The sequence below is a fragment of the Halorubrum trapanicum genome, from assembly GCF_017873555.1.
GTDB classification, from domain to species: domain Archaea; phylum Halobacteriota; class Halobacteria; order Halobacteriales; family Haloferacaceae; genus Halorubrum; species Halorubrum trapanicum.
This window is the reverse complement of record NZ_JAGGKE010000008.1, coordinates 115,361-142,315: the sequence shown is the minus strand read 5'-3', so window position 1 is coordinate 142,315 and position 26,955 is coordinate 115,361. Positions and strand designations below refer to the sequence as shown.

The window sequence follows — 26,955 nt, the reverse complement described above, 5'->3', positions numbered from 1 at the left end:
ACCGCGGGATCTTTCACTCGGGTTGATTACTTATAAATGACTTACGGACGTGAAAGCTTCCGATCAAAGAAATAACCGCAAGACTGCGGCCGTGTTCGGAGAGAAATTCACAGGAGAGTTAGAGCAGTTTCTGACCTCGAAACGGGTCAAGAGTACGAGGAGTGGGCCGCTGGGAGCGTGGCCGAAGCCGGTCAGTGTTCGACCGATCCCATCATCGAGAGCAGCTGGTCGGACTGGTCGATCGCTTCCGGATGGATACCGACCAGTACGATGACGTCGTCGCCGTGTTGGACGGTGGCGATATAGACGAGGACGGGCACGTCTTCGACGGAGCCGCTCTGACCATTCGAACCGGCGACATCCGCGTCGACCGTCGTCTCGAGTTTCGAGACGGTGACGTCCTCTTCGCCGAGGATCGTTTGCGTCTCCTCGCCCACCTCCTCGATGTCGTCCGTCTGGATGTCGGTCCCGTTGCCGCCGATCCCCTGCTGATCGACCTGGTTGAGGAGTTGCCGAATGAGCTCCGCGCCGTCGGCTCTGACGAGGGGGTTGACGGACTGTCCGGCGACCGACTCGTCCGGGGTGCTCGCCACGAACAGCGCGGATCCGATCGTCTCGTTGGTGTACCGGGCGACCCACGTTGTCGCCGACACCTCCACGTTCACGCCCGCGGCGTTGAACTCCCGGTCGATGGAGAACGACTGCGGCTCCTGACCGGAGTACCCGTCAGCGTACGCGCTCTCCGGGACCTGCGCCGACTCCGCGTCGAGGTCGAAGCTCTGGTTCTGGCCGGCACACCCGGCGACGGCGACCGAGGTCGACGCCGCGAGTGCCGCGAGCAGCCCACGTCGTTTCATACGGGTACGTAGGTCAGTACGGTTCTTTAAGACTGTCGGCGCGGGTATCGGTCGCGAGAACGCCGCAGCCGAAGGCACAAAGTTCACGTCGTGGCGCACGCGACGTGAGGCAAATGGAACGCCGAGGACAAATCGGGCTGGTGGAAGCCCTCTTCTTAGACGTGGTTCGCCTCCACGAGACGTGGATGGAGATCGTCTTCCCGCGACAGCTCGATCCGAGCGCGGTCTTAGGCAAGTGGAAGCCCGAGACGACCGTTCAGTCGGTCGGCTACTACCTCTGGGCGGTGCTGGGCGCGCCGCTCGTCGCGGTCGCGTACCCCCTGTTGCTCGTCGGGTTCGCCACGCGCTACTACGCGGCGAAGCTCGACTCGGCGGTCACCCGCATCGGCGTCGCCGGCGCCGTGCTCGTCGCCGCCGTCGTCTGGGGAACGCTGACGGTGATCACGCACCTCCAACTCCCGTTCGACGCGGTGATCGCGGTCGGGGCGGCCAGCGCGGTGGCCGTCGTCTCGGCCGCGTTGGCAGCCGGCTTCTCGAAGGTCGGCGGGCGGTTCGTCAGCGTCCTCCTCGCGTACCCGTTCGCGATGACGGCGCTGTTCTTGCCCCCGGTCGTCGCCGCGCTCGTCACGCCGACGCTGGAGGAGCTAATCTTACCGCCGAGCTACGACCTCGCCGAGTGGATCCTCGACACGTTCCTCGCGGTCGGCGGGATCAACGAGATTCTCCGCGGCGCGTTCGACCTGGAGACGTTCGGCGAGCAGTGGGGGCTGCCCGGGCTGGGCTACGTCCTGATGTGGATCGGTATCTCGGTGCCGCTCGGGTGGTTCCTCGGGCTGCTCGTCGCGCTGGCGAACCTGATCCGGCCGACTGAAGACGCCTGAACCGCGGACCTACTCTTCGCTGTCGTACCGCTTGCTCGCGGTTTCGAACGCGGACGCCGAGCGCTGGGTCTCGCGCCGTCGCTCGCGCTCCGCGATCGCCTCGGGGTCCGGTCTCGCGTCGTCGTCGATCCGGGCGATCGACTCGTGGACCTTCGCGTGACACCAGCGACACAGGCCGACCGTGATCTCGTGCGAGTCGTCGCCGCCCCCGCCGTACGAGAGGTGGTGCTCCTCTACGAGCGGGCGAGAGTCGTCGTGAGCCAGGCGCACGTCCGCCACCCCGCACCGGACGCAGGCCTTCGCGTCGGTCGTCGACCGGTAGTGGGGACACGCGCGCCACTCGCCGTCGGCGCCGACGTGACAGTCGTAGCCGTCGCCGCGTCGGTCGGCCGCGAACTCGGGGTCGTCGCCCGCCCGGGTCAGCGCGAAGCGGCAGCGACCGTCGTCGGTGAGGTGGTCGCAGACGCCGGCGACCGCGTACGGGTCGTCGACGCCGACGGGGGTCCCGTCGGGGGTGCGCTCCATACCGGGCGGTGGGGGCGGACGCACTTCAATTCGGTCGCCCGGAGCGGGAAGACGCGGAAGGTGCCGAAGGGTCAGACCAGGCTGGCACCGTCGAAGTCCGTGCGGCCGTAGTCGACGTCGAGCAGGCGGAGGAGAGTGGGCGCGACGTCGAGGAGGTCCGCGTCTCCGACCGTCGCGTCCGGGTGATCGACGAACAGCGCGGCGTCGTCGAAGGCGTGCATCCCGGTTCGCGGCCCGTCGGCGTCGAACACGCCGTCGTGCGACCGGAACCCGGACTTGAGGTCGAACCCGTCGTTCGGGACGACGACGAGATCGGGCGCGATGGCGGCGTGGTCGCCTCGGAACACGGTCTCGCGGTCGACGACGCGGTCGGCGACGGGGTCGCCGTCGGGCCCGGTCCACGACTCCAGCGCCTCGCGCAGTTCGGCGCGCGTCTCCTCGTACTCGTCTTCGAGAACGACGCCGTTCGGCTCGCGGCCCTCCACGTTGAGGTAGAAGCGGCCGGGAACGAGCGAGTAGGCGCGGGCGTCGTCGTCGATGTCGGCGAGCGCGTCGTGGTCGTCGCCCTCGTAAGAGAGCCACCCCTCGCGCTCGAGCCACTCGTTGCAGTAGACGTCGTGCCGCAGTCGGGTGAACCCGTGCGTGGAGCCGACGACGAGCGTGACGTCGCTCGGGAGCGCCTCGCGGATCGAGCCGATGTGCTCGTCGAGCGCGGCGTGGAACGAGAGCAGCTCCTCGCGGTAGGTCCCGCCGTCCTCGTAGTCGCCCCACAGGAAGTGGTTGACGCGGTCGGGAGCGGTGAAGACGCCGACGAAGAGGTCCCAGTCGTCCAGCTCGACGTACCGCTCGAACGCCGCGGCGCGGGCGTCGAGGGTCTCGCGGGCGTGCGTCAGGAACTCGGTCTTGTCCGCCTTGTGGCCGAGCTTCGCGTTGACCGACAGCCGGTAGTCGCTGCCGGTGAGATACTCGCGAAGCTCCTCCGGGTGCGCGGCCGCGTCGAGGTCGGGCGAGAGGTAGCCCGAGACCATCCGCTGGACCGTCCGCTGCGGCGGGAACGTGACGGGGACGTTCATCACGGTCGCGTCGAGCCCCGCGTCGGTCGCGCGGTCCCACAGCCGCGGGATCTGGACGTCGCGGCCCATCGGTACGTACGTGTCGTACGAGCCGACCTCGCGGTCCTGGAACCCGTACACGCCCGTCTCGCCCGGGTTCTTGCCAGTCGTGAGGCTCGGCCAACACGCGCTCGACTCCGCGGGGACGATGCTGTCGATCCCCCCACCTTCACCGTTGTCCGCGATCGCCGACAGCGTCGGGAACGTCTCCGGGTTGTCGGCGACGAGCCGGTACGAGAGCCCGTCGATCCCGATGAACGCCACGCGCGGGGTGTCGCTCCCTCGCAGCCGGTCGAAGAGACCCATACACACCCATCCGCGGTCGAAGGCAAAAGGATTGACATCGGCGCGCGGGGAGACGGGGGGCGAGGCCCGCGTCGCGGCCGGATCGATCGACCGATCTGAGTTCCCGTCTGAAGACCCATATACACAAGTGAGTAGCGGGGAAGATGCGAACGATGACTCCGGAGCCCGTGCGCGTGCTGCTCGCAGACGGCGACGACCGCTTCGCCGCGGCGCTGGGCGACGCGCTCGATCGGTCCCCGGGAAACGCGACGATACGACGCGTCCGCGATCACGCGGCCGCCGCGACCGCCGTGGAGAGCGAGTCGTACGACTGCGTCGTCACCGAGTACGTAATCGGCGGAACGGAGGACGGGGAGGACCGAGGCGGCCGGGACGGGACCGAGATCGATGACACGGAGAGCGGACTCGACGTCCTCCGTCGCGTCCGCGACAGAGATTCGACGATCCCGGTGTTTCTCGTCACTGACGCCGGCAGCGAGCGGATCGCGGCCGCGGCCGTCGACGCCGGCGCGACGGGGTACGTCCGAAAGGGCGAATCGGCCGGTTCAGCCGAGCGCGTCGCCGAAGCGGTCGCGGAGCGGATCTGTCGAGCGGTCACGGCCAACCGGTCGGACGCGGAAACGCTCCCGTTTGACGAGGACCGATTCGAGGTCTTCGATCGGATGGCGGACGGCTTCGTCGCCGTCGACGACGAAGACGCGATCACATACCTCAACGCGCAGGCGGCCGCACTCGCCGACACGGTCGACGGGCGCGGAGCGGACGCAGCGGAGGGGCGCGTCGACGGCGCAACAGCGGGCGGGGACGCGACAGCGGGCGGCGGCGCGACCGACGCGGACGCGCTCGTCGGGACGAGCATCTGGGACGCGTTCCCGAACGCGGCCGGAACGGAGTTCGAGATCGCCTTCGAGCGCGCCCGCGAGACCGACGAGCCGACCGACTCGCGGACGTACTACGAGCCGGCCGACAGCTGGTTCGAGGCGCGGATCTACCCGTCCGCGAGCGGGGTCTCGGTGTACTTCCGCGACGTCACCGAGGCGGTCGAGGAGCGGGAGGAGCTGGAGCGCCGGGAGCGCGTGATGCGCCGGCTCTACGAGATCATCTCCGCGAAGGACGACCCGTTCGAGCGGAAGGTCGAGAAGCTGCTCGCGCTCGGGCGCGACGTCATCGGCGCGGAGTCGGGGCTGCTCTCGCACGTTCAGGGGAGTCGGTACGTCGTCGAGGTCGCGGACGACGCGACGGGGTCGTTCGGGGCGGGCGCGGTCGTCGACCTGGAGGAGACGAACTGCGAGCGCGTCGTGAGCACCGAGGCCTCGCTTCAGGTGCGCGACATCGCGTCCGACCCGGAGCTGTCCTCGCGTCCCGGGTTCGTCCGGGAGGGAATCTCCTGTTACGTCGGCGCCCCCGTGGTCGTCGACGGCGACGTGTACGGGACGTTCTGCTTTTACGACCGCGAGGACCGGCCCGTCCCGTTCTCCGAGTGGGAGGCGACGCTGGTCGACCTGATGGCCCGCTGGGTGGGGTACGAACTGGAGCGTCGGGAGACCCAAGCGGAGATGCGCCGCGAACGCGACAGGCTCGAACAGTTCGCGAGCGTCGTGAGCCACGACCTCCGAAGCCCGCTGAACATCGCCGCGGGCAACGTCGACCTGGTCAGAGAGTCGCGGGACGACGAGCGCTTAGAGCGGACGGCGAAGGCGCTCGATCGGATGGAGGAGCTGATCGCCGACGCGCTCTCGTTCGCCCGGCTCGGCGAGCGCGTCGTCGACGCGGAAGCCGTCGACCTCGACCGGGTCGTCGACGAGGCGTGGGACACGATAGCGACGGGCGACGCCGCGCTGGAGGCGGAGCCGCTCGGCACCGTCGTCGGGGACGCCTCGCGGATCCGCACGCTGTTCGAGAACCTGTTCCGCAACGCCGCCGAACACGGCGGTTCGGAAGACGGCGACGCCCCGACGGTGACCGTCGGCTGGGACGACGACGTCCTCTACGTCGCCGACGACGGACCGGGGATCCCCGAATCGGACCGCGAGCGCGTCTTCGAGACGGGGTACACCACGAGTCCGGAGGGGACCGGGTTCGGACTCGGCATCGTCAAGGCGGTGGCCGAGGCCCACGGGTGGACCGTGCTGGCGACCGACGCCGACGGCGGGGGCGCGCGGTTCGGGTTCGGGAACGTGGTCCGCCGCCGAACGAAGTGAGCGAAAACGGCCGCGACGGTCGCGGCACCGGCGTCGCCGACTCGCTCGGGAGGCTTTTTGTCCGTGACTCGCGGAGGGGTCGACATGGAGACCCGACGCGCGCTGCTCGTCGACGCGTTCGCCGCGGAGTCGCTGGCCGGGAACGCCGCCGGCGTCGTCCCCGACGCCGAGGGGTTGAGCGACGACCGGATGGCCGCCGTCGCCGCCGAACTCGGCGCCTCGGAGACGGCGTTCCTGACCGCCGCGGACGAAGCGGCCGGGGACGGCGCGGCCGACGACCGGCTCCGCTACTTCTCGCCGACGACGGAGGTGGACCTCTGCGGGCACGCCACGATAGCGACCTACGGCGCCCTGTTCGCCGAGGGGGCGATCGACGGCGGCGAGCGCACGCTCCGGACGAACGTCGGCGACCTCACGGTCGCGGTCGACGACGACGGCACCGTCTGGATGCGTCAGCAGGCGCCGGACGTCGAGGTCGTCGACGTCGACCTCGACCGCGTCGCGTCGGCCCTCGGGGTCGACCCCGCCGCGCTGCGCGACGTCGGCGCGGACCTCCCCGTCGCGGTCGCGTCGACGGGACTGCCGTTCCTCGTCGTCCCCGTGAACTTCTTGGAGCGGCTCGGGGAGGCCGACCCGGACGACGAGGCGGTCGAGCGCCTCTCCGAGGAGTTCGACGTCGCTGGCGTGTACGCGTTCACCTTCGACGCGCTCGAAGGGGACTCGACGCTCCACGGTCGGGCGTTCGTCCCCTCGCTCGGCATCTCCGAGGACCCGGTCACGGGCACCGCGAGCGGGGCGGTCGGGGGGTACCTCCGGCACGTCGACGCCTTCGACGGCGACGAACCGGACGAACTCCGCTTCGAGCAGGGACACTTCGTCGACCGGCCCGGATACGTCCGCGTTCGCGTCGAGTCGGACGGGGTCCGCGTCGGCGGACTCGCGACGGTCGCGCTCGACGGGGAGATCCGGATCCCCGACGAGGAGGAAGACGAGATAATCGAGGCGTGAGCGCGGCCGCGGAGCCGCGGACGGCGTCGCTCCGACCCGGGCTCCTCGCCCCGCACCGGAAGCCGGCACCGCGGACCGAACGTTTAGGATCGCTCGCGACGTACTTCGGGCATGGAGTTCGACCTTCCGCGCGCGGTAGCGGTGCTCGTACTGATCGTCGCGATCGGCGCCGCCGGGCTGATCGTCGCCACGCCGATGGCGCTTCAGACGACGCTGATGATGGTCGTCCCGTCGATGCTCGTCTTCGGGGGAATCGCGTTCGCGCTCGGCGTGAAACACGGCGAGTTCCGGTCGGCGCACGCCTGATCGCGGAGCGATAGCGGGCGTCCTCCCGAGCGACCGGGGATCACGACCCTTTTGAAACGGCGACGCGAACCCGGAGCCGTGCTGCCCGGGTCGCCACTCGTCGAACTGCTGTTGATCGCCGGCGGCGTCGCCCTCCTGTACGCCGGCGCCGAACTGCTCGTCGCGGGCGCGAGCGACCTCGCGCTCGCCGTGGGGCTGAAGGCGTCGACCGTCGGCGTCACCGTCGTCGCGTTCGCGACGACCGCCCCGGAGCTTTTCGTCTCCCTGCTCGGCGCGGTCACGGTGTCGACCGACATCGGACTCGGCGCGATCGTCGGCTCGAACATCGCCAACATCGGGCTGGTGTTGGGGATCTCCGCGCTGATCCGCCCGCTCGACGTCTCCGACACCGTGTTCCGCCGGCACGTCCCGTTCATGGTGCTGGCCGCGCTGCTGCTCGTCGGTCTCGGCTGGGACGGGCGGATCGGTCTCGTCGACGGCGTCGTGCTGCTGGCGGCGCTCGTCGTGTTCACCGCCGCGGTCCTCCGCAACGTCCAGCGGAACCAGTCGGCCATCTCGGACGAACAGCGGGACGCGATGCCCGACGCGAAGGCGCGCGACGTCGCGATGGTGGTCGGCGGCATCGTCGCGCTCGTGCTCGGCTCGCGGTGGCTGATCGACGGCGGCGAGTCGCTTTTGTCGGCCGCCGGCTTCTCCGACATCTTCATCGGACTCACGGTGCTGGCGCTCGGCACGTCGCTGCCCGAACTGGCCGCGAGCGTCGTCGCCGCGGTGCGCGGCGAGGCCGAGTTCAGCGTCGGCAACGTCGTCGGCTCGAACATCTACAACGTCCTCGCGGTCATCGGCATCGTCGCGGTGGTGACCCCCATCGGCGTCGCCCCGGGCGTCCGCGGCTTCGAGTTCCCCGCGCTGCTCGCGTTCACGGCGGGCGCCGTCGGCCTGATGGCGTACGGCGAGCGGATCACCCGGATCGACGGCGCGGTCCTCACGGTCGGCTACGGCGTCTTCGTGTACCTGTTGTTGCCGTAGCGCGGGGGACCGGTGGCGGTCGGTGCGAACGCGGCGGGGTCGGTCCCGGAGACCGGAACCGACGGGTATTCGGTCGCGGGCGGCGGAGCGGGTGGCGTGATAGCGATCGTCGTCAGCCGGGCCGACAGCGCCTCGGCGCACATCGGCGAGCGGCTCTTGGAGGTCGGTAACTGGGAGGCTCGCGAGGACGACTCGCTCCCGGACGCAGACGGCGGCGGGACCTACTACCGGACGGCGGGGTTCGAGCTCCGCGAGTTCGACGACCTCCACATCCGCCTGTCGGACCCGGTCGCCGCGTTCGACTGCGACCCGGCGTTCCTCGCGTTCGTCTCCAGACACTCGGGCGAGACCGGGGAGCTGCTGACCGCACACGTCACCGGGAACTTCGGCGGCGCCGAGTACGGCGGCGAGCCGGAGTCGCTGGCGCGGGCCGCGCCGGGCGCGGAGAAGCGCGTCGTCGAGGCGCTCGCGCGACACGCGCCCGACGGGTACGAGGTCGGCATCGAGTGCACGCACCACGGACCGACCGACGTCTCCGCCCCGTCGCTGTTCGTCGAACTCGGCTCCGACGAGCCGCAGTGGGAGGACCCGGAGGCGGCCCGGGCGGTCGCGCGCGCAGTCCTCGACCTCCGCGGGACGGGCGCGAACCTGTCCGATGGTTCCGAGGGTCGCCCCCGCCACGTCGTCGGCTTCGGCGGCGGCCACTACGCGCCGCGGTTCACCCGGATCGTCCGCGAGACCGAGTGGGGGGTGGGCCACGTCGGCGCCGACTGGGCGCTCGCCGACCTCGGCGCGCCCGCGGCGAACCGCGAGGTGATCGACGCCGCCTTCGAGCGGAGTCGGGCCGACCACGCCGTGGTCGACGGAGACCACCCCGACCTCGCCGCGGTCGTCGAGGACCTCGGCCACCGGGTCGTGAGCGAGACGTGGGTCCGCGAGGTCGGCGACGCGCCGCTCCCGCTCGTCGAGCGGCTGGAGGCGGCGATCGGTCCCGTCGACGAGGGACTGCGGTTCGGTGCGGTCGTCGACGAGGCGGCCGAGGCGGTCGCGGCCGCCGGAGCCGACGGCGACGTCGACGCGATCGGCGACGCGGTCCGCGTCCGCGACCTCCCGACGGATCTGCTCGCGCGGGCGCAGGGACTCGACGCCGACGCCGCCCGAGAGGCGGTCGAGTCCGTCGCCGTCGCGTTCGACACGGAGCAGGGAGGGACCCGCGCGGCCGAGAGCGTCGCGTTCGCGACGGCCCCGGGTACACCGGGGTACGAGGATCTCGTCGAGGGACTGGCGGCGGTGCTGGAGGCGGGCTACGACGCGGTCGAGGCGCTCCCCGAGCAAGGGGCGGTCGTCGCCCGCGAAACGGCGTTCGATCCGGGTTTGGCGGCCGAACGAGGCGTCCCGGAAGGACCGGCGTTCGGACGGCTCGCCGACGGGGAGACCGTCGACGTCGACGGGGAGACCGTCGAGCCGGGCGACGTGTCGCGGACGCGGACGGATCGGTTCCCGATCGACGGCGACGCGCTGGACTGAGTGATTTATAAATGACATCGATCGTCCGATATCGGACCGAGCGGCCGTACTCGGGCGATCGGGCGCGAATGCCGGCGATTTTGGCGTCCGACTCGCGTCAGACGAACGGGCAAAAATAAATACGTCCGGGTCGCAACGACACCATATAATGGACTCCATCGTAGAGGACGCCATCGACGAAGCCGAAGAGGCCCCCGCAGCGGACGCCGGGGGAGCCGGCGAGAGCGCCGCCGGAGGGAGCGCCGGCGCGCCGCCACAGACCGGAACGATGACCGACGACGAGCTACAGGACGTCCTCCAGGACCTCCAGACGAACATCACGGTCGTCGGCTGCGGAGGCGCCGGCGGCAACACGGTCAACCGCATGACTGAGGAGGGGATCCACGGCGCGAAGCTGGTCGCCGCGAACACCGACGTCCAGCACCTCGTCAACATCGAGGCCGACACGAAGATCCTCATGGGCCAGCAGAAGACGCAGGGCCGCGGCGCCGGCTCGCTCCCGCAGGTGGGCGAGGAGGCCGCCATCGAGTCCCAAGAGGAGATCCAGGACGCCATCGACGGCTCGGACATGGTGTTCGTCACGGCCGGGCTGGGCGGCGGCACGGGGACCGGCTCGGCGCAGGTCGTCGCGAAGGCCGCCCGCGAGTCCGGCGCGCTCACTATCGCCATCGTCACGACGCCGTTCACGGCGGAGGGCGAAGTCCGGCGGACGAACGCGGAAGCCGGCTTAGAGCGGCTCCGCGACGTGAGCGACACCGTCATCGTCGTCCCCAACGACCGCCTGCTCGACGCGGTCGGGAAGCTCCCGGTCCGGCAGGCGTTCAAGGTGTCCGACGAGGTGCTGATGCGGTCGGTGAAGGGGATCACCGAACTCATCACGATGCCCGGGCTGGTGAACCTCGACTTCGCCGACGTCCGGACCGTGATGGAGAAGGGCGGCGTCGCGATGATCGGACTCGGGGAGTCCGACTCCGACTCGAAGGCGCAGGACTCGGTGAAGTCGGCGCTGCGTTCGCCGCTGCTCGACGTCGACATCTCCGGGGCGAACTCCGCGCTCGTGAACGTCACCGGCGGCACCGACATGTCCATCGAGGAGGCCGAGGGCGTCGTCGAGGAGATCTACGACCGGATCGACCCCGACGCGCGGATCATCTGGGGGACCTCGGTCGACGACGAGCTGGAGGGCGAGATGCGCACGATGATCGTCGTGACCGGCGTCGAGTCGCCGCAGATCTACGGGAACAACGGCGAGCCGCCGGAGGGGAGCGCTCCCAACGACGTCGAGGACATCGACTACGTGGAGTAGTCCGACCGCGCAGGGGCGCATCAAAAGGTAAAAACCGTCTCGTCTCGAATCCGCTGGTAACATGGACGTTCCGTACGATCTCAACAGCTACATTCGGGTGCTGAAGCTGGCGAGCACGCCGAGCACCGACGAGTTCCTCCAGGTGTCGAAGATCGCCGGCGCCGGGATCCTGCTCATCGGGTTCATCGGCTTCCTGATCTTTGCGATCATGAGCCTGCTCCCGGGGGTCGGCGCGTAATGCCGATCTACTCGGTCAAGACGACGGCGAGCCAGGAGCGCACCGTCGCGGACATGCTCGCCGAGAAGGAGACGCCCGAGATCCAGGCCGTCATCGCCCCCGACCAGCTCACGAGCTACGTGATGGTCGAGGCCACCGACGGCGCTGCGTTCGGCCGGATCCTCGACGAGATCCCGCACGCTAACGGCGTCATTCAGGGCGGCGACGGTCCCGCCGAGAGCCCCTTCTCGGAGGTCGAGCACTTCCTCTCGCCGACCCCGGACGTGGAGGGGATCGCCGAGGGCGACATCGTCGAGCTGATCGCCGGGCCGTTCAAAGGCGAGAAGGCGCGCGTCCAGCGGATCGACGAGGGCAAAGACCAGGTGACCGTCGAGCTGTACGAGGCGACCGTCCCGATTCCGGTGACGGTCCGCGGCGACCAGATCCGCGTGCTCGACAGTGAGGAGCGGTAGCTCCTCATATTGAGCGAGCGGCGTGACACGCCGCGAGCCGACAGCGAGGAGCGGTAAGTTCTCGTATCGAGCAGACAGCACGACGCGCGGCGGAGCAGCGCCGTCCCGGTCCGACGCGCTGACGGCGGTGTCGCACGCAACGACAAGGGCTTTATTCGACGACGACGGACCGTACGGACATGTTCGGCCACGGCGTGCCGGCGGTGTTGAGCGTGATCCCCGACACGTTCACGTTCGCGTGGATCGTCGCGGTCCTCTTCGCGACGGCGTGGCTGCTGGACAGCCGCGGACTGTCCGCGGGCCGCACCCTCGCGGCCGCGACGTGGGCGCTGTTCGGCCTCTTCTGGCTCTCGACCGTGCCGTACTTCGCGTTCGAACACCAGAGCTACGTGGAGTCGATCCTCGCGCTCGTCGGCTTTCCGGCCAGTGTGTACGCGGGGTACCTCCTGTACGACGGGCGCGCGTCGCTTTTCACCCTCACTCGGGCCATCGCAATCATGTTATTCATCTACCTGCCGTTCGAGACGATTCCGGCGTTCACGTTCGCCGGGATCGCGGTCCCGGAACCCCGTCGGGTCCTCATCGAGGTCGTCGCGACGCAGACGGGGATGCTCATCGACCTCCTCGGGTACGCGCCGGAGGCGGTGACGAGTCGCGAGGGGTACGACGCGGCGTACTCGTGGACCCTCGCGGACGGCCACACCGTCGTCATCCACATCGTGCTGGCGTGTACCGGACTGGGGAGCATGGCCATCTTCGGCGGCCTCGTGGCCGCCGTCGAGGCGCCGCTCTCCCGGAAGCTCCGCGCGCTCGGGGTGACGATTCCGCTCATCTACGTCCTGAACATCCTCCGGACGACGTTCATCTCGGTGGTGGCGGGCAACCAGTACATGCACTGGTACCCGGATCTCGTGTTGACGATGTTCGGGGCGACCGACCCGTATCGGGTCTCCTTCCTCATCTCCGACCGCATCATGAGCCAGCTGTTGGCGGTCGTGGCGCTCATCGCGATCACCTTCCTCGCGGTGCGCGAGCTGCCCGAACTCGCGGTCATCCTGGAGGACGTCCTCTACCTCATCACCGGCGAGGAACACGACCTGACGGAGGCGCTCGACCTCCCGCGGGAGCCGACGAACCGGTAGGAGCGGCGTCGGGTCCCCGAAACCGCCAGCGAATACATAGTACTATATAGCAAGCTATAGACGTGACCGACGGGTAGGAACGACCATGACGGCGAGGAGACGAGACGGATCACCGGGGTCCGGTCGGAGAGGACGGTCGCGGCGAGGTGGTCGGCGGTGATTGACGCGGTCGACCCGTTCGTCTACCTGGAGACGAACGTCGCCAAGCTGGTCTTGGCGACCGCGCTCGGCATGTTCCTCGGGCTGGAGCGCGAGTGGTCACAGAAGTCGGCGGGGATCCGGACGTTCGCGCTCATCAGCCTCGCGGCCGCGGTGTTCTCGCTGCTCGACGAGCCGGGCCTGCTCGTCGTGGGCGGCGTACTGGTGGTCGCCAGCGCGGTGCTGTTGGCGGTCCGAAGCTTCGTGGAGGAAGCCGTCGACGGTCTCTCGCTGACGACGTCGGCGTCGATGCTCGTCGCCTACGGGGTCGGGGTCCTCGTCGCGGAGGGGCTGTTCATCGAGTCGGTGACGGTGGCGGTGTTATCGTCGCTGCTGCTCGTGTTGAAGCGCGAACTCCACGAGTTCGCGTGGGGACTCTCCCGCGAGGAGGTCCGCAGCGCGGTGGAGTTCACCATCCTCGCGTTCGTCGTCTTCCCGCTTTTGCCCGCCGAGACCATCGACCCGTGGAACGCGGTCCAGCCGCGGCTCGTCTGGTCGCTCGTGGTCGCGGTCAGCGCCATCGGGTTCGTCAACTACGTGCTGGTGAAGCGGTATCAGGGGCGCGGCTACGCCGTCACGGGCTTTTTCGGCGGGCTGGTGAACTCGACGGCGGTCGTCGCCGAGATGGCCAAGCGCGCGAAGGGGCGGACGGATCTCGGCGAGATAGCGGTGGGTTCGATCCTCCTCGCGAACGCGGCGATGGCGTTCCGGAACGCCGCGGTGGTGGCCGTCTTCGTCCCGGAGGCGGCGCTCGTCGTCGGCGCGCCCCTGGGCGCGATCACCCTCGCGGGGATCGGCGTCGCCGTGTGGCGAAGCGACTGGCGGACGAACCTGGAGGCGGAGCTGACCTCGCCGTTCAGCCTCGGCAACGCCCTCACCTTCGGCGCTCTCTTCCTCGTCGTGCTGCTCGCCTCCGCGGTCGCCGAGGAGACGTTCGGCGCCGGCGGGTTCGTCGCCACTTCCTTCCTCGCCGGACTGGTGTCTTCGGGGACCTCGACGACCACGGCGGTCTCGCTGCTGGGTACCGGACAGATCGGCGTCGACACCGCGGTCGCGGGCGTGGTCGCCGGCACCGCCGCCAGCATTCTGATCAAGACCGCCTTCGCCGCGAGCATCGCGCGGGAGCTGGTCCGGCCGGTGTTCCTCTGGAACCTCCTGTTGATCGCCGTGGGCGTGGTCGCCGGGCTGCCGCTGCTGCTGTTCTGAGGAGCGATCCGCCGCCGGTCGGGAGTCGCGCCCCGAACCCGTCTCAGGAGAGGTGTTCGGCGATGTCCGTCGAGGAGACCATCCCAACGTAGTCGTCGTCGACGACCGGGAGGTGTTTCACGCCGTACATCGTCATCATCGCGGCGACCTCCTGCATCATGAGGTCCGGCGTCACCGTTTCGACGTCTTCGGTCATCACGTCGCGGACCGTCGTCGCCGCGAGGTCGCGCTCGTCGGCGACCGCCCCGACGACGTCGCTCTGCGTGACGATGCACCCGCCGCCGGTCGTCACGACGAGCGCGCTGATGTCCTGATCCCGCATGCGTCGGGCGGCCTCTCGGAGTGGTACGTCCGCCCCGATCGTCTCCAGCGGCGCCGACATCACGTCCGCGACGCGGGTTCTGTCGTCGAGATCCATATCCGTCGTGTGTTACCGTGTCTCATTACTCTTCCGGAACGCACAGCCCCGGCGACCGCGCCTCCGTTCCGTCCGGGGCGGGACCGACCCGTCACCCCGCCTGCGAGAGGTACGCCGTGAGGTCCGTCGTCGACACCATCCCGATCGGTCTGCCGTCGCCGTCGGTCACCGGGAGATGGGTGTATCCGTGGGCGGTCGGTTCCGCCAGCTCCGCGACGGTGTCGTCGCGGCTCACGGTGACGACGTCGGTCGTCATGAACGCCTCGACCGGCGTCCGGTCCTTCGGATCGTTGTCGCGGACGAGCGCGACGAAGTCCGTCGCGGTGATCAGGCCGGCCAGCGTCCCGTCGGATTCCACGACGAGAATCGAGCTGACGCCGGTCTCGCGCATCTTTTTCGCCGCGTCGGCCGCGGCGGCTCCTCGGCCGATCGTGGTGAGGTCGGTCGACATGAGCCGGTCGACGGGTACGTCGTTCATGCCGTGTGCCAACGCTGAGCACGGTGATTAAACGTCCGGTCCGACGGTCACTCCTCGACCAGCGATTCGGGAGCGTCCGCGAGACCGACGAGGGCGTCCGCCTCGACGTGGTGGAGGTCGCCGGGGATCACCAGCAGGTGGAGCGGGTCGCCGAACTCGCGGGCGGCGAGGGCGCTCAGCCGGTCGGCGGCGACGACCGCGCCGGGCGATCCGGCGCGGGCGACGACGACGGCGAGTTCGTCGTCCCACGCCTCGGCGAGCAGGTCGGCGGCGACGTCCGCGGTCATGTACTCCTCGTGGTCGGGGTCGGGTCCGGTCGGACCCGTACCGACCTTGATGTCGAGGTAGACGACGGTGTGAAGGCCGCGCTCCCGGTTCGCCTCGATCGTCTCGATCACGCTCGCGGGCACGTCGTCGCCGCCGTGGGCGTACGGGAACGGGAGCGTCGTCGCCTTCCCGAACCGGTAGTTCTGGAGACCCGTCAGGCTCGACGCGGCCGACTGCGCGGTCACGCCGTGGATCACCCGCGTGTCGATCCCGCGCTCCTCGGCGCGGAGCCGGAGGTCGGTGTGGGTAGTCGAGATCATCGTGTCGCCGGCGGTGAGGAACGCCGCGTCGCCGGACTCGGCCGCCTCGAGGATCGGCTCGGGGTCCCGCTCGACGCCCGCGCGGTCGCGCACCTCCACGTCGACGTCGTGGTACGCCTCCAGATCGGCGACATCGGCGCCGACCAGGCGACTGGTGTAGAACTCCGCGAAGACCCGGTCGGTCCCGCGCAGCGCCTCGCGCCCCTCGACGGTGATCGACCGCTCGTCGTAGAGACCGAGTCCGATGAACGTGAGCATGCCCGCGCTCGGCGTCCGCCGAAGTAAAAGGGCGCGGAAGACCTCGCCGGAGTTGTGCGAACCTATGGCAACCTAATAGACCTTCATGATTGTCCCTTGCGATTCCATAGCAAGCCCTAAGAGGGAACCAATGTAACGTCGAGCCACGAGGCCCGAACGGGCTCACACACCATTATGACTGACGACGAACTCATCTGGCGGATATCGGGAGGATCCGGTGACGGGATCGCTTCCACCAGCCAGAACTTCGCGAAGGCCTTGATGCGATCGGGGCTTAACGTCTTCACGCATCGGCACTACCCGTCGCGGATCCGCGGCGGTCACACCTACACCGAGGTCCGCGCGTCGGCGGACCCCGTCGAATCCCGGGGAGACGGCTACAATTTCCTGCTCGCGCTCGGCGACTCGTTCGCCCGAAACCCGCAGGAGGAGGCCGTCTACGGGAACGAGGAGATCAAACCCCTCTCCGAGAACCTCGACGAGCTCCGCGAGGGCGGGATCATCGTGTACGACGAGGGACTCCTCGACGCCTCGGAGATCCCGAACTTCGAGGAGCGCGCCGAGGAGAACGACTGGCACGTGTACCCCCTCGACCTCCGCGGGCTCGCCCGCGACCAGGGCCGCGAGGTCATGCGGAACACCGCCGGCGTCGGCGCGACCTGCGCGCTGACCGGGATGGACCTCGACCACGTCCAGGACCTCATGCGCGACGCGATGCCGGAGAAGATCCTCGAGCCGAACCTCGAGATCCTCCAGATCGCGTACGATCAGGTGCGAGAGGAGTACGACGTGGACGCCCCGGACGTGTCGGTCCCGACCGGCGAACACGACGAACAGCAGCTTCTCATGTCCGGTTCGGACGCCATCTCCTACGGCGCCATCGACGAGGGGTGCCGGTTCATCGCCGGCTACCCGATGACGCCGTGGACCGAGGTGTTCACCATCATGACGAAGAACCTGCCGAAGCTCGGCGGGATCTCCGAGCAGGTCGAAGACGAGATCGCCGCGGCCGCGCTCGCGGTCGGGGCCTCCCACGCCGGCGTGAAGGCCATGTCCGGCTCCTCCGGCGGCGGCTTCGCGCTGATGTCGGAGCCGCTCGGGCTGGCGGAGATGACGGAGACGCCGATCGTCCTCGTCGAGGCCATGCGCGCCGGTCCCTCGACCGGGATGCCGACGAAGCCGGAGCAGTCCGACCTCGAACACGTCCTCTACACCTCGCAGGGCGACTCCCAGCGCGTCGTGCTGGCGCCCGGCACCGTCGAGGAGGCGTACGAGCAGTCGCGGCTCGCCTTCCGGCTCGCCTACGAGTACCAGATCCCGTCGATCCTCCTGTACGATCAGAAGCTCGGCGGCGAGATGACCAACGTCCCGAAGCGCCACTTCGACCGCGAGCCGAACCCGACGCTCGGGAAGACGCTCTCCGAGGACGCGCTGGCGGACGAGCCGCACTCGGCCGACGGGAAGTTCCACCGGTTCCAGCACGACGTCGGCGACGGCGTCTCGCCGCGCTCGATCCCCGGTCAGAAGGGCGGTCGCTTCCTCGCGACCGGCAACGAGCACGACCCGACCGGTCACATCGCCGAGTCGCCCGACAACCGCGTCGCGCAGATCGACCGCCGCACGGAGAAGCTGGAGGCGATCCGCGCCGACCTCGACACCGAGGACACCGGCTCCTACGCCGGTCCCGAGGACGCCCAGTACGGCATCCTCACGTTCGGGAGCCAGCAGGGCACCGTCGAGGAGGCGGTCGGTCGCCTCAACGACGCCGGCGTCTCGGTGAAGTCGTACGGCGTCTCCGACATGGCGCCGTTCCCGACCGAGCAGGTCGCGGCGTTCGTCGAGAGCGTCGACGAGGTCCTCGTCGTCGAGATGACGGCGTCCGGACAGTTCCGCGGGCTCGTCCAGAAGAACCTCGGCCGCTACGGCGAGAAGCTGTCGAGCCTGCTGAAGTACAACGGGAACCCGTTCGAGCCGGCGGAGATCGTCGACGGGTTCGAGGCCGCGGTCGTCGAGGGCGACGGCGACGCGTCCGGCCATCAGACCACCTTCGTCCCAGCCGCAGGTGACTAACCAATGAGCACGTTTTCAGCAATCGGAGAGGAGCGAGAGATCGACCGCGACGAGTACACCCCCGGCGTGGAGCCGCAGCCGACGTGGTGTCCGGGCTGCGGTGACTTCAGCGTCCTGAAGGCGCTCAAGCAGGCGCTCCCGGAGGTCGGGCGCACGCCTGAGGAGACCCTGCTGTGTACCGGGATCGGTTGTTCCGGCAAGCTGAACAGCTACCTCGACACGTACGGGTTCCACACGATCCACGGGCGCTCGCTGCCCGTGGCCCGCGCCGCGAAGCTCGCGAATCCCGACCTCGAAGTGATCGCCGCCGGCGGCGACGGCGACGGCTACGGGATCGGCGGGAACCACTTCATCCACACGGCCCGGGAGAACCACGACATGACGTACATCGTGTTCAACAACGAGATCTTCGGGCTCACGAAGGGGCAGACCTCCCCGACCAGCCCGAAGGGCCACAAGTCGAAGACGCAGCCCTCGGGCAGCGCCAAGGAGCCGATCAAGCCGCTCTCGATGTCGCTGAACGCCGGCGCCTCCTACGTCGCCCGTACGGCCGCGGTGAACCCGAACCAGGCGAAGGAGATCATCATCGAGGCGATCGAACACGACGGGTTCGCGCACGTCGACTTCCTCACCCAGTGTCCGACCTGGAACAAGGACGCGCGCCAGTACGTCCCGTACATCGACGTCAACGAGTCCGACGACTACGAGTTCGACAAGACGGACCGCGTCGAGGCCCAGGAGATGATGCGCGAGACCGAGGAGTCGCTCTACGAGGGCGAGGTGCTCACCGGTCGCTTCTACGTCGACGAGGACCGCCCCTCGTACACCGAGGAGAAGCAGGCGATCGGCGAGATGCCCGACGAACCGCTCGCCGAGCGCTACTGGGACGACGAGTACGAGTGGGAGCGCTCCCACGACATGTTCCTCGACAAACACGCCTGAACGGGGTCGACGGCCGTTCACGGCGCGGTGAGTTCGTTTTTTGATTCGCAAGGTATTTTTTCATTGGTGACAAACGGAGTGGTATGAGTACGGTATCGACGGAAGAACGGATCCTCTCCGTGTTAGAAGAGGACGCGCAGGCGTCCTGCGGAGAGATCGCCGAGCGAGCCGACGTCTCGAAGCCGACGGTGCGCAAGTACATCGACCGCCTCGAAGACCGGGGCGTGATCGTCGGCTACTCCGCGGAGGTCGACCCGAAGAAGCTCTCCTCGCAGTCGATCGCCATGGTGGGGATGGACGTGGATTCGGGCCAGTACGTGGAGGCCACCAGAGAGCTGAAGTCGCTCGACGAGGTTCAGGCGTTGTACACATCTTCGGGCGACCACATGCTGATGGCCGAGGTGCGAGCCGGCGACGGCGACGAACTCGGCGACGTCATCTCCGAGAAGCTGCTCGGCGTCGAGGGCGTGACCGCGGCCCACCCGTCGTTCCTCCAGGAGCGTCTGAAGTAAGCGAGCGACCCGACAGGGCGGCGGCCGGTTCGACCGCGTCAGGTGAGTTCGCGCGGGTCCGCGACGACGACCGATTCGTCGCCCGCCGGGCTTCGGCGGGTCCCTCGCGGCGCGAACCCGTGCGTGCTGAAGAACTCCTCTGCGCTGGGGCGGTCCGGGGGGACCGTCGCGCGGAGCACCTCGATATCGCGGTCAGCCAGTGCGTTTCCGACGCGGGCGAGGAGTTCGTTCGCCACGCCTTCTCCGACACGGTTCGGGTGAACCCACAGCGCCAGCAGCTCGGCCTCCGTTCCGCCGGGATCCGGGTGTGCGATCGCCAGCCCCACGGGGTCGTCCCCGTCGCTCTCCATCAGAAACGTCCACTCGGCCTCGGCGGCGGCCTCGCGGACGCCCGCGGCGGACACGTCGAGTAAAGGCGCGCCGATGTCGTCGAACACCGTCTCCTCGCGCGCTCGAGAGACCGCGGTCCGCAGTACTTCCGCGTCGTCGGGCCGGGCCGCCCGGACATGCATGGTCGACCGTGAGTAAAGAACGCACCTATAGGTTTCGGCGGCGGCGTGATTGGCGGGCGGCCGCAGGTCGACCGACCCGCTCCGACCGGGGAACCGAACCGCACGCCCGAGCCGTCGAAACCGCTACGCGACCGGTTCGATACCGATCGTGACCGCGATTCCCTCGACCTCCCACTCCTCGACGAGACCGCCCTCGGCGTCCGCAGCGTCGCTCGGGTCGTCGAGCCACGCGTCGGCGCGCACCTCGCCGGCGATCAGGTCGGCGTGGTCGTCGACGAAGCCGGCGACGCGGCCGTCGTCGACGTCGACTCCGACGCGGATCCTTGCCTCCACGTCCAGGTCGAGTTCCTTGCGCATCTCCTGAATCCGGCGGATCACGTCGCGGGCGTACCCCTCGGACTCGATGTCGGAGGTCAAGGAGGTGTCGACGTAGACGGTGCCGCCCTCGAAGTCGGCGCCGGAGACGTGCTCCGGCGGCTCCGCGACGTACTCGACCATCTCGTCGTCGAGGTCGACCGGCTCGCCGTCGACCGCGACTTCACCGCCCTCGACCGCGGCGCGGGTCGCACCCTGAACCGCCTCCATCACCCGCTGTGCGTCGCCGCCGAAGGCCGGCCCGATGGCGGCCATCTGCGGCTCCGCGGTCTCGACCAGTTCGTCGAACGCGTCGGTGACGACCACCTCGCGGGCGTTGACGCGGTCGGCGATGAGCGCTTCGAGCCGGTCGACCGCGCCCGCGACCGTCTCGTCGTCGGTCTCGACGACGACGCGCGGCACGGGCCAGCGGAGCTTGCGGCCCGCCTGCTGGCGCGCGTTCGCGGCGGCCTCCTCGACGTCGCGGAAGACCGCCACGTCGCGTTCGAGGTCGGGGTCGCGCAGGGCCGCGTCCGGCTCGGGGTACGACAGCGCGTGGACCGTCGTCGCCTCGCCGTCGAGCCGCTGGTACATCCGCTCGGTCAGGTACGGCGCGATCGGCGCGAGCAGCCGGATCACCTCGTCGAGGACGGTCGCGAGCGTGGCGTAGGCGCCGCGCTTCGAGGCGGAGTCGGCCTCCTCCCACATGCGATCGCGGACCGCCTTCACGTAGAACCGCGACACGTCCTGCGTGACGAACTCGATGACGGCGTTGACCGCGTCGCTGACCCGGTAGTCGTCCCAAGCGTCCGCGACCTCGGTCTCCACGGACTGGAGCCGCGAGAGCACCCACTCGTCGACGAACTCGAGCTCGCCGTCGGAGAGGTCGGCGTCGGCCGGGTCGTAGCCGTCGAGGGCCATGTACTCCAGCGGAAACCGGAACACGTTCCAGAGGATGTTGAGCTTGCCCTGGATCTCGCCGAGTCCGTCCCACTCGAACGCGAGGTCGACCCCCTGCTGGTCGTGGCTGAGGAGGTAGGTGCGGAGCGGGTCGCGCCCGGCGCGGTCGATAGCCTCCTCGGGCGTGACGATGTTGCCGACCGACTTCGACATCTTCCGGCCGTCCTCGTCGTTGGCGAAGCCGTGCATCAACACCTCCTCGTAAGGTATCTGGTCCACCGCGGCGGTCCCCATCCCGAGCTGCGACCAGAACCAGCCGCGCGTCTGGTCGTGCGCCTCGATGATGAGGTCCGCGGGCCACAGCTCCTCGTGGGCCGCCTCGTCGCTCGGGTAGCCGAGCGTCGCCCACGACGCCACCGAGGAGTCGATCCACACGTCGAACACGTCGTCGATCCGTCGGTAGGTCGTCCCCGCCTCGACGACGGTGAGGTCGTCGACGGAGGGGCGGTGGAGGTCGATCGACTCGGGGTCGACGTCCTCTTCGACGCGCTCGGCGAGCTCCTCGCGGGTGCCGATCACGATCATGTCCTCGTCGAGGTTCCCGGAGTCGGCGTCCTCCGGCACCCAGATGGGGATCGGGATCCCCCAGTAGCGCTGGCGGGAGACGTTCCAGTCGGGCGCGTCCTCGATGAAGTCGCGGAAGCGGTTGTCCCGCGCCCACCCCGGGTGCCACTCGGAGTCCTCCATGTTGTCGAGGAGGTCCGCTTTCACGTCCGTGATCGAGATGAACCACTGGTCGGTGACCAGCTGGATGATCCCGGTGTCACAGCGCCAGCAGTGGCCGTAGCTGTGCTCGACGGTGCCGTGCGCGAGCATGTGGCCGTCGGCGACGAGGTCGTCGACGATGTCGTCGTTGGCGTCGCGGACGAACTGCCCGGCGTACTCCCCGGCGCTCTCGGTGAACTCGCCGTTCGGCTCCACGGGGCAGTAGATCTCCAGGCCGAGCTCGGTGCCGCGGTGGAAGTCCTCCTCCCCGTGGCCCGGCGCGGAGTGGACGAGCCCGGTGCGGTCCGCCTCGACGTAGTCGGCGGCGTATACCTGCCCGGCGCCCTCGAAGTCCGCGTACTCGGCGACGCGGTCGGCGAGCGGGTGGTCGTACGCCCAGCCGACCAGCTCGTCGCCGGTCAGCTCGGTCTCGACCTCGTAGCGCTCGTATCGGCCCTCCTGAAGTACGTCCTCGACGCACTCCTCCGCGACGTACAGCACCTCCTCCTCGCCGTCCTTCTCCGCGCGGACCGCGTTGTAGGTCAGGTCCTCGTCGACGGCGACGAAGGTGTTCGCGGGGATCGTCCACGGCGTCGTCGTCCAGATGACGAGGCTCCCCTCGCGGTCGGCGAGCGGGAACTTCACGTAGATCGAGGGGTCCTCGACGTCCTCGTACTCGACTTCGTTGTTGGCCAGCCCGGTCTCGCAGCGCGGACACTGCGAGATGGAGCGTTTCCCCTGCTCGACGAGACCGTTGTCGGCGACCTCGGAGAACGCCCACCAGGCGGCCTCCATGTACTCGGGGTCTATCGTCTCGTAGGGGTCGTCCCAGTCCATCCACGCGCCGATGGACTTGAAGTCCTCGTCCATCGCCGCCCGGTTCTCGACGGCGAACTCCTTGCACCGCTCGATGAACGCCTCCATCCCGTACTCCTCGATGTCCCGCTTGTTCTCGAAGCCGAGCTCCTCCTCGACTTTCACTTCGATCGGGAGCCCGTGCATGTCGTAGCCGGGACGGTCGGTGACGCGGTGGCCGGTCATCCGCTTGTACCGGATGACGGCGTCTTTCAGCGTCTTGTTCCAGGCCGTTCCGAGGTGCATCTGCCCGGAGGTGTACGGCGGGCCGTCCACGAAGAAGAACGGCGGGTCGTCGGCGTGCGCCTCCTTCGCCGCCTCGTAGGCGTCGTGGTCGTCCCAGTACTCGTCGACCGCGGTCTCGACGTCCGCGGGCGCGTACTGGTCGTCGATCTGCTCCATACGCGTTGGTCTTCGCGCGCGTATTTGAATACGGCGGAGTCGTGGGAACGATTCAGTCATCGGGACGCGAGACGGATCGGCTGCCGTCCCGATCGGCGTCCCGCGGCGCACGGCGGAGGTCGTTCACCTCGGACCGGGCGCGCCGTCGGCGAAGTAGTCCGCGAGCCGCTCGGCGGCTTCCGTCGCGCGCGGCGTCACTAGCGCGAACCGGATCCACTCGTCGCGAGCGGTGCCGAACGCCTCGCCCGGCATTCCGGCGACGCCGGCCTCGTCGACCAGCCGCTTGACGTTCGCCATCGTTCCGGGGAACCCCTGGAAGCGCGCGAGGACGTAGAACGCCCCCTCCGGGCGGCTGTACTCCGCGCCGGCCGCGTCGAGCGCGTCCGTGAAGGCGTCGACGCGGTCCGCGAGCAGGCCGCGCGACTCGGCGTAGTACTCCGGCGGCGTCTCGACGAGCGCGTGGTAGACCGCGTACTGGGAGGGGCGCGCCCCGGTGACGTTCACGAGCATGTGCCGCGTCTTGGCGTCGTCGACGTGCGCCTCGGGGAAGATCCCGTACCCGACGCGGAACCCGGTTATCGCCATCGACTTCGAGAAGCCGCTCGTGACGACGACGCGGTCGGAGCCGAGCGTCAGCGCCGACTCGAACGAGCCGGACAGATCGAACCGGTCGTACACCTCGTCGACGACGACGAGCGCGTCGACCGCCTCGGCGACCGCGACGACCTCCCGGATCGCGTCGAGTTCGTAGACGGCGCCGGTCGGGTTGTTCGGCGTGTTGAGAACGATGAGCGCGGTGTCCTCGCTCGCCGCCTCGCGGACCGCGTCGAGGTCGAGGCTCCCGTCGCGGGCGGTCGGGACGAGCGTCGGCTCCCCGCCGAGCAGGTGCGTCTTCCCGGGGTAGTACGGGTACACCGGGTCGGTGAGCAGCGCCTCGTCGCCGGCGCCGCGGTCGAGCGCGCGCGCCATCGCGAGGTAGTTCGCCTCGCCGGTGCCGTTGGTGACGACCACGCGCTCGGGGGCGACGTTCTCGCGGGTCGCGATCGCCTCCCGTAGCTCGCGGAGGCCGTCGCTCGGCGGGTACTGGAAGTCGGCGGGCGGCAGGTCGGCGTACTCGCGGAGCGCATCGCGGAGCGCGGCGGGCGGCTCCCAGTCGGGGTTGCCGCTCACCATGTCGATAACGTCGCCGGCGGCGGCCGCGGCGTACTGCATCACGTGGAAGAACTTCGGCTCCTCGTACTCCATACGGGCGGGTCGAGCGCGCCCGCCGTGGCTCTTTCGACCCGCGAGCGGCGCCCCGGCGGATCGGAGGGAAGCGCGCCCGACAGTCGTCGCCGCGATCCGGTGGTTTGACCTGTCGACGCGCGAAGCGAACGGTATGAACAAACGCGGCCACGTCCTCAACGGCCTGCTGCTCGCCTTGGGACTCGGCTTCATCGTCGAACCGGGTCTCGACGCGGCGACCGCGACGACCGTCGCGGAGATCACCGTCCCGGTTGTGTTGGGGGCGCTGTTCCCCGACGTCGACACCGCCTTCGGGCGCCACCGGAAGACGCTTCACAGCCTCCCCGTGCTGGCGATCTTCCTCGCGTACCCGATCTTCTTCGGCAACCTCCAGTACGTCTGGATCGGCGTGTTGACGCACTACGTCCTCGACGTGGTCGGGAGCCGGCGGGGCATCGCGCTGTTCCACCCGTTCTCCGACAGGGAGTTCGGGATGCCGAGCGGCGTGACGACGAGCAGCAAGTACGCCGACCTCGTCACCGTGATCATCACCGCGATCGAGCTGGCGGCGTTCTGGGCGATCCACACCTACCTGTTCACCCTCGATCTGGATCTCTCCGCGGTCTCGGAGGCCGCGGCCGGATTCGGCTTATAAGTAGATAGCAATGGTGACCGTCGCGTGGTGATCGGTGGGTCCGAGAACACCGCCAAAGCCCCAGGCGGTTATTTATAAATAATCGGCTGTAGATTGCCGGTGAACACCTCCAAAGCCCCAGCCACGAGGCGGGCGCACGCTCGCTTCGCTCCTCGTCGCTCGCGTTGCTCGCTCCTGCGGTGCTTACATCGCCTGCGCCCGCCTCGCGGCTGCCCCTTTGAGTCCCACCCGCACAACACCGCAACCGCCGGAAGACGTTCCTGCTCGCTCACTACGTTCGCTTCGCGGGCTGCGACTTCCGTACTCCCGCTCGCTCTCTCCGATCGCTCGCGGGACCGCACCTCACGCCTCCCCAGCCTCGTCGCTGGCGGCTGGCGCCGCCAGCGACTCCCTCGCGCGTGCTGTCGCCGGCGCTTCGCGCCGGCTTCCAGAGGGACCTTCGGTCCCTCGCGGCTCGGCCGCGGGGCGGCCTCGCAGGCACGCGCCACCGCACGGCTATCTATTCGTACACGCTCACGTCGTCGAACCGTCCCTCGTAGGCGACGTTCGACGGGAGGGTCGGCTCGTTGCCGGAGAGGAACATCCGGTCGAGCTTCGCCCACGTGTTCTCGTACGCGAGGTGTGCGAACTCGACGAGACCGCGGAGCCGGTGGCCGGCCCCGCCGCGATGGATCACCTTCCGAGGGCGCCGGTCGCGGAAGGCGTCGACGATTGCTTCCTCGTCGTCGAGGTCGCCCTCGAAGGCGGTCCACGCCTCGCCGACCGTGCCGGGGAGGTGCGCGTACGACGAGCCGAACCCGACGCGACCGGCCGCCTCGGCGGTCCGGCGCGCGCGGGCGTTCTGGTGTGGCAGCAGCTTCGTGTTGTACGTCTCGACCGCGTCGATTCGGTCGGCGTGGGCGTCGACCTCGGGCCGCGTGAGCGAGATGGTGGCGAAACCGGGATGCGGGACGAGCACGGCGGCGTCCTGCCGCTCGAACTCGGCCATCGCGCCCTCGAAGGTGATGTAGTCGGGGACCGGGTCGGAGAGACCGAAGACGAGGAGGTGGCGCCGGTTGCCCCAGTCGCCGGTGAACACCTCGCGGGCGGGGACGACGGTCAGCTCGTCGTCGGAGTGCCGAGCGGCGCGCTCGCGGATCGTCGGGAGGCGCGTGAAGTGCGGCGCGTACACGAGCGCGTCGATCCCGCGGGCCTTCGCGCGGGCGACGACCTCGTCGTCGAGCACCTTGACGTGGGCGTCGACGCGCGTTCTCGATCGGGTCACGGTCGAACGGTCGTCGCGCCCGCGCAAAGGCGTATCGTTCGACGACGACGGTGCCGCGACCGCGGGCCGGGCGCCCCGTCGGCGAGCGCCGGTCGACGCCGGGAGAAGAACCGGACGGCTTGGGAAACCGTTAATCCCCCTCGGGCGAGTGTTCGGGTATGGCCCCTCGCTGGACGTGCGGCATCGGCGACTGCGACGCCGCCTTCGACGACGTGGAGGCGGCGATCGTCCACCAGACGAACGACCACCAGCGCCACGAGTGCAAGGTGTGCGGCACCATCGTCCCCGACGGCTACTTCGCGATCCGTCACGCGTTCGACGAGCACACCCGCGCCGAGTTCGTCCGGGCGTACGACGCCGACTCGGCGGCGGTCCGCCGCCGGGAGGAGATCAAAGGCGACGTCGAGGCCGCGGCGGACCTCCAGCAGGTCGTCGAAGAGTTGGACCGCGGCGTCTGAGGCGTTC

General features: G+C 69.3%; 26 protein-coding genes. 16 read left to right on the top strand and 10 right to left on the bottom strand.

Features of this window, described 5'->3' with window-relative positions; translation table 11 throughout:
- Nucleotides 1–191 precede the first annotated feature (191 nt).
- On the bottom strand, nt 192–857 hold the full coding sequence (locus J2744_RS10455) for a DUF6517 family protein (RefSeq protein ID WP_210113298.1): 666 nt from the start codon (nt 855–857) through the stop codon (nt 192–194).
- 140 nt (nt 858–997) lie between these two features.
- On the opposite strand from J2744_RS10455, the gene J2744_RS10450 reads away from it, so the two are divergent.
- The gene (locus tag J2744_RS10450) at nt 998–1,738 is read left to right on the top strand and encodes a hypothetical protein (protein ID WP_210113308.1); all 741 of its coding nucleotides are present in this window, start codon (nt 998–1,000) and stop codon (nt 1,736–1,738) included.
- A 9-nt stretch (nt 1,739–1,747) separates the two neighbouring features.
- On the opposite strand, the gene J2744_RS10445 is transcribed toward J2744_RS10450, so the two are convergent.
- Together J2744_RS10445 and J2744_RS10440 are read right to left on the bottom strand one after the other, a co-directional pair.
- Complete coding sequence (locus J2744_RS10445; protein ID WP_210113297.1) at nt 1,748–2,263, bottom strand: DUF7097 family protein; 516 nt, start codon at nt 2,261–2,263, stop codon at nt 1,748–1,750.
- Between the two features lie 71 nt (nt 2,264–2,334).
- Nucleotides 2,335–3,681, bottom strand: a complete 1,347-nt coding sequence (locus J2744_RS10440) for an alkaline phosphatase family protein (RefSeq protein WP_210113296.1) — start codon at nt 3,679–3,681, stop codon at nt 2,335–2,337.
- A 143-nt stretch (nt 3,682–3,824) separates the two neighbouring features.
- Here J2744_RS10440 and J2744_RS10435 point away from each other — a divergent pair, with 143 nt between their 5' ends.
- The 10 genes from J2744_RS10435 (at nt 3,825) to J2744_RS10390 (ending at nt 14,294) form a co-directional block, all read left to right on the top strand.
- On the top strand, nt 3,825–5,882 hold the full coding sequence (locus J2744_RS10435; protein ID WP_245203303.1) for an ATP-binding protein: 2,058 nt from the start codon (nt 3,825–3,827) through the stop codon (nt 5,880–5,882).
- 84 nt (nt 5,883–5,966) lie between these two features.
- Entirely contained in the window at nt 5,967–6,890 is a 924-nt protein-coding gene (locus J2744_RS10430) for a PhzF family phenazine biosynthesis protein (protein ID WP_210113295.1), read from the top strand.
- A 111-nt stretch (nt 6,891–7,001) separates the two neighbouring features.
- A complete protein-coding gene (locus J2744_RS10425; protein ID WP_210113294.1) occupies nt 7,002–7,196 on the top strand; it encodes a DUF7333 family protein in 195 nt (64 codons plus the stop codon).
- A gap of 78 nt (nt 7,197–7,274) precedes the next feature.
- On the top strand, nt 7,275–8,225 hold the full coding sequence (locus J2744_RS10420) for a calcium/sodium antiporter (RefSeq protein WP_210113293.1): 951 nt from the start codon (nt 7,275–7,277) through the stop codon (nt 8,223–8,225).
- Between the two features lie 96 nt (nt 8,226–8,321).
- Nucleotides 8,322–9,752 carry a D-aminoacyl-tRNA deacylase gene (locus tag J2744_RS10415; protein WP_210113306.1) on the top strand — a complete coding sequence of 477 codons (1,431 nt, stop codon included), beginning with the start codon at nt 8,322–8,324 and terminating at the stop codon, nt 9,750–9,752.
- 148 nt (nt 9,753–9,900) lie between these two features.
- Entirely contained in the window at nt 9,901–11,058 is a 1,158-nt protein-coding gene (ftsZ, locus tag J2744_RS10410) for a cell division protein FtsZ (protein WP_210113292.1), read from the top strand.
- A 61-nt stretch (nt 11,059–11,119) separates the two neighbouring features.
- Complete coding sequence (locus J2744_RS10405) at nt 11,120–11,296, top strand: protein translocase SEC61 complex subunit gamma (RefSeq protein ID WP_017342689.1); 177 nt, start codon at nt 11,120–11,122, stop codon at nt 11,294–11,296.
- Nucleotides 11,296–11,748: a transcription elongation factor Spt5 gene (locus J2744_RS10400; RefSeq protein ID WP_210113291.1), complete on the top strand. Its 453-nt coding sequence runs from the start codon at nt 11,296–11,298 to the stop codon at nt 11,746–11,748. Before J2744_RS10405 ends, J2744_RS10400 begins: the two co-directional genes overlap by 1 nt.
- Nucleotides 11,749–11,927: 179 nt before the next feature.
- The gene (artA, locus tag J2744_RS10395; RefSeq protein ID WP_210113290.1) at nt 11,928–12,890 is read left to right on the top strand and encodes an archaeosortase A; all 963 of its coding nucleotides are present in this window, start codon (nt 11,928–11,930) and stop codon (nt 12,888–12,890) included.
- 156 nt (nt 12,891–13,046) lie between these two features.
- Nucleotides 13,047–14,294: a DUF4010 domain-containing protein gene (locus tag J2744_RS10390; RefSeq protein ID WP_210113289.1), complete on the top strand. Its 1,248-nt coding sequence runs from the start codon at nt 13,047–13,049 to the stop codon at nt 14,292–14,294.
- A 43-nt stretch (nt 14,295–14,337) separates the two neighbouring features.
- Here the strand turns inward: J2744_RS10390 and J2744_RS10385 are convergent, their stop codons facing one another.
- From J2744_RS10385 to dph5, 3 genes are all read right to left on the bottom strand, one after another.
- A complete protein-coding gene (locus tag J2744_RS10385) occupies nt 14,338–14,712 on the bottom strand; it encodes a CBS domain-containing protein (protein ID WP_210113288.1) in 375 nt (124 codons plus the stop codon).
- A gap of 91 nt (nt 14,713–14,803) precedes the next feature.
- On the bottom strand, nt 14,804–15,190 hold the full coding sequence (locus tag J2744_RS10380; RefSeq protein WP_210113287.1) for a CBS domain-containing protein: 387 nt from the start codon (nt 15,188–15,190) through the stop codon (nt 14,804–14,806).
- A gap of 47 nt (nt 15,191–15,237) precedes the next feature.
- On the bottom strand, nt 15,238–16,035 hold the full coding sequence (gene dph5, locus J2744_RS10375) for a diphthine synthase (protein ID WP_210113286.1): 798 nt from the start codon (nt 16,033–16,035) through the stop codon (nt 15,238–15,240).
- Between the two features lie 174 nt (nt 16,036–16,209).
- On the opposite strand from dph5, the gene J2744_RS10370 reads away from it, so the two are divergent.
- The 3 genes from J2744_RS10370 (at nt 16,210) to lrpA1 (ending at nt 19,559) form a co-directional block, all read left to right on the top strand.
- Entirely contained in the window at nt 16,210–18,105 is a 1,896-nt protein-coding gene (locus J2744_RS10370) for a 2-oxoacid:acceptor oxidoreductase subunit alpha (protein WP_210113285.1), read from the top strand.
- 3 nt (nt 18,106–18,108) lie between these two features.
- Complete coding sequence (locus J2744_RS10365) at nt 18,109–19,047, top strand: thiamine pyrophosphate-dependent enzyme (RefSeq protein ID WP_210113284.1); 939 nt, start codon at nt 18,109–18,111, stop codon at nt 19,045–19,047.
- Between the two features lie 83 nt (nt 19,048–19,130).
- A complete protein-coding gene (gene lrpA1 / locus J2744_RS10360) occupies nt 19,131–19,559 on the top strand; it encodes an HTH-type transcriptional regulator LrpA1 (protein WP_006628872.1) in 429 nt (142 codons plus the stop codon).
- A gap of 38 nt (nt 19,560–19,597) precedes the next feature.
- Here the strand turns inward: lrpA1 and J2744_RS10355 are convergent, their stop codons facing one another.
- From J2744_RS10355 to J2744_RS10345, 3 genes are all read right to left on the bottom strand, one after another.
- Complete coding sequence (locus J2744_RS10355) at nt 19,598–20,071, bottom strand: GNAT family N-acetyltransferase (RefSeq protein ID WP_210113283.1); 474 nt, start codon at nt 20,069–20,071, stop codon at nt 19,598–19,600.
- A gap of 123 nt (nt 20,072–20,194) precedes the next feature.
- Nucleotides 20,195–23,347: an isoleucine--tRNA ligase gene (gene ileS, locus J2744_RS10350; protein ID WP_210113282.1), complete on the bottom strand. Its 3,153-nt coding sequence runs from the start codon at nt 23,345–23,347 to the stop codon at nt 20,195–20,197.
- A 123-nt stretch (nt 23,348–23,470) separates the two neighbouring features.
- The gene (locus J2744_RS10345; protein ID WP_210113281.1) at nt 23,471–24,592 is read right to left on the bottom strand and encodes a pyridoxal phosphate-dependent aminotransferase; all 1,122 of its coding nucleotides are present in this window, start codon (nt 24,590–24,592) and stop codon (nt 23,471–23,473) included.
- Nucleotides 24,593–24,725: 133 nt separating this feature from the next.
- On the opposite strand from J2744_RS10345, the gene J2744_RS10340 reads away from it, so the two are divergent.
- Nucleotides 24,726–25,226: a metal-dependent hydrolase gene (locus J2744_RS10340; RefSeq protein WP_210113280.1), complete on the top strand. Its 501-nt coding sequence runs from the start codon at nt 24,726–24,728 to the stop codon at nt 25,224–25,226.
- A gap of 499 nt (nt 25,227–25,725) precedes the next feature.
- Here J2744_RS10340 and J2744_RS10335 read toward each other — a convergent pair whose 3' ends face one another.
- Nucleotides 25,726–26,517 carry a PHP domain-containing protein gene (locus J2744_RS10335; protein WP_210113279.1) on the bottom strand — a complete coding sequence of 264 codons (792 nt, stop codon included), beginning with the start codon at nt 26,515–26,517 and terminating at the stop codon, nt 25,726–25,728.
- A 131-nt stretch (nt 26,518–26,648) separates the two neighbouring features.
- On the opposite strand from J2744_RS10335, the gene J2744_RS10330 reads away from it, so the two are divergent.
- Complete coding sequence (locus J2744_RS10330; protein WP_210113278.1) at nt 26,649–26,948, top strand: DUF7565 family protein; 300 nt, start codon at nt 26,649–26,651, stop codon at nt 26,946–26,948.
- Nucleotides 26,949–26,955: the final 7 nt, after the last annotated feature.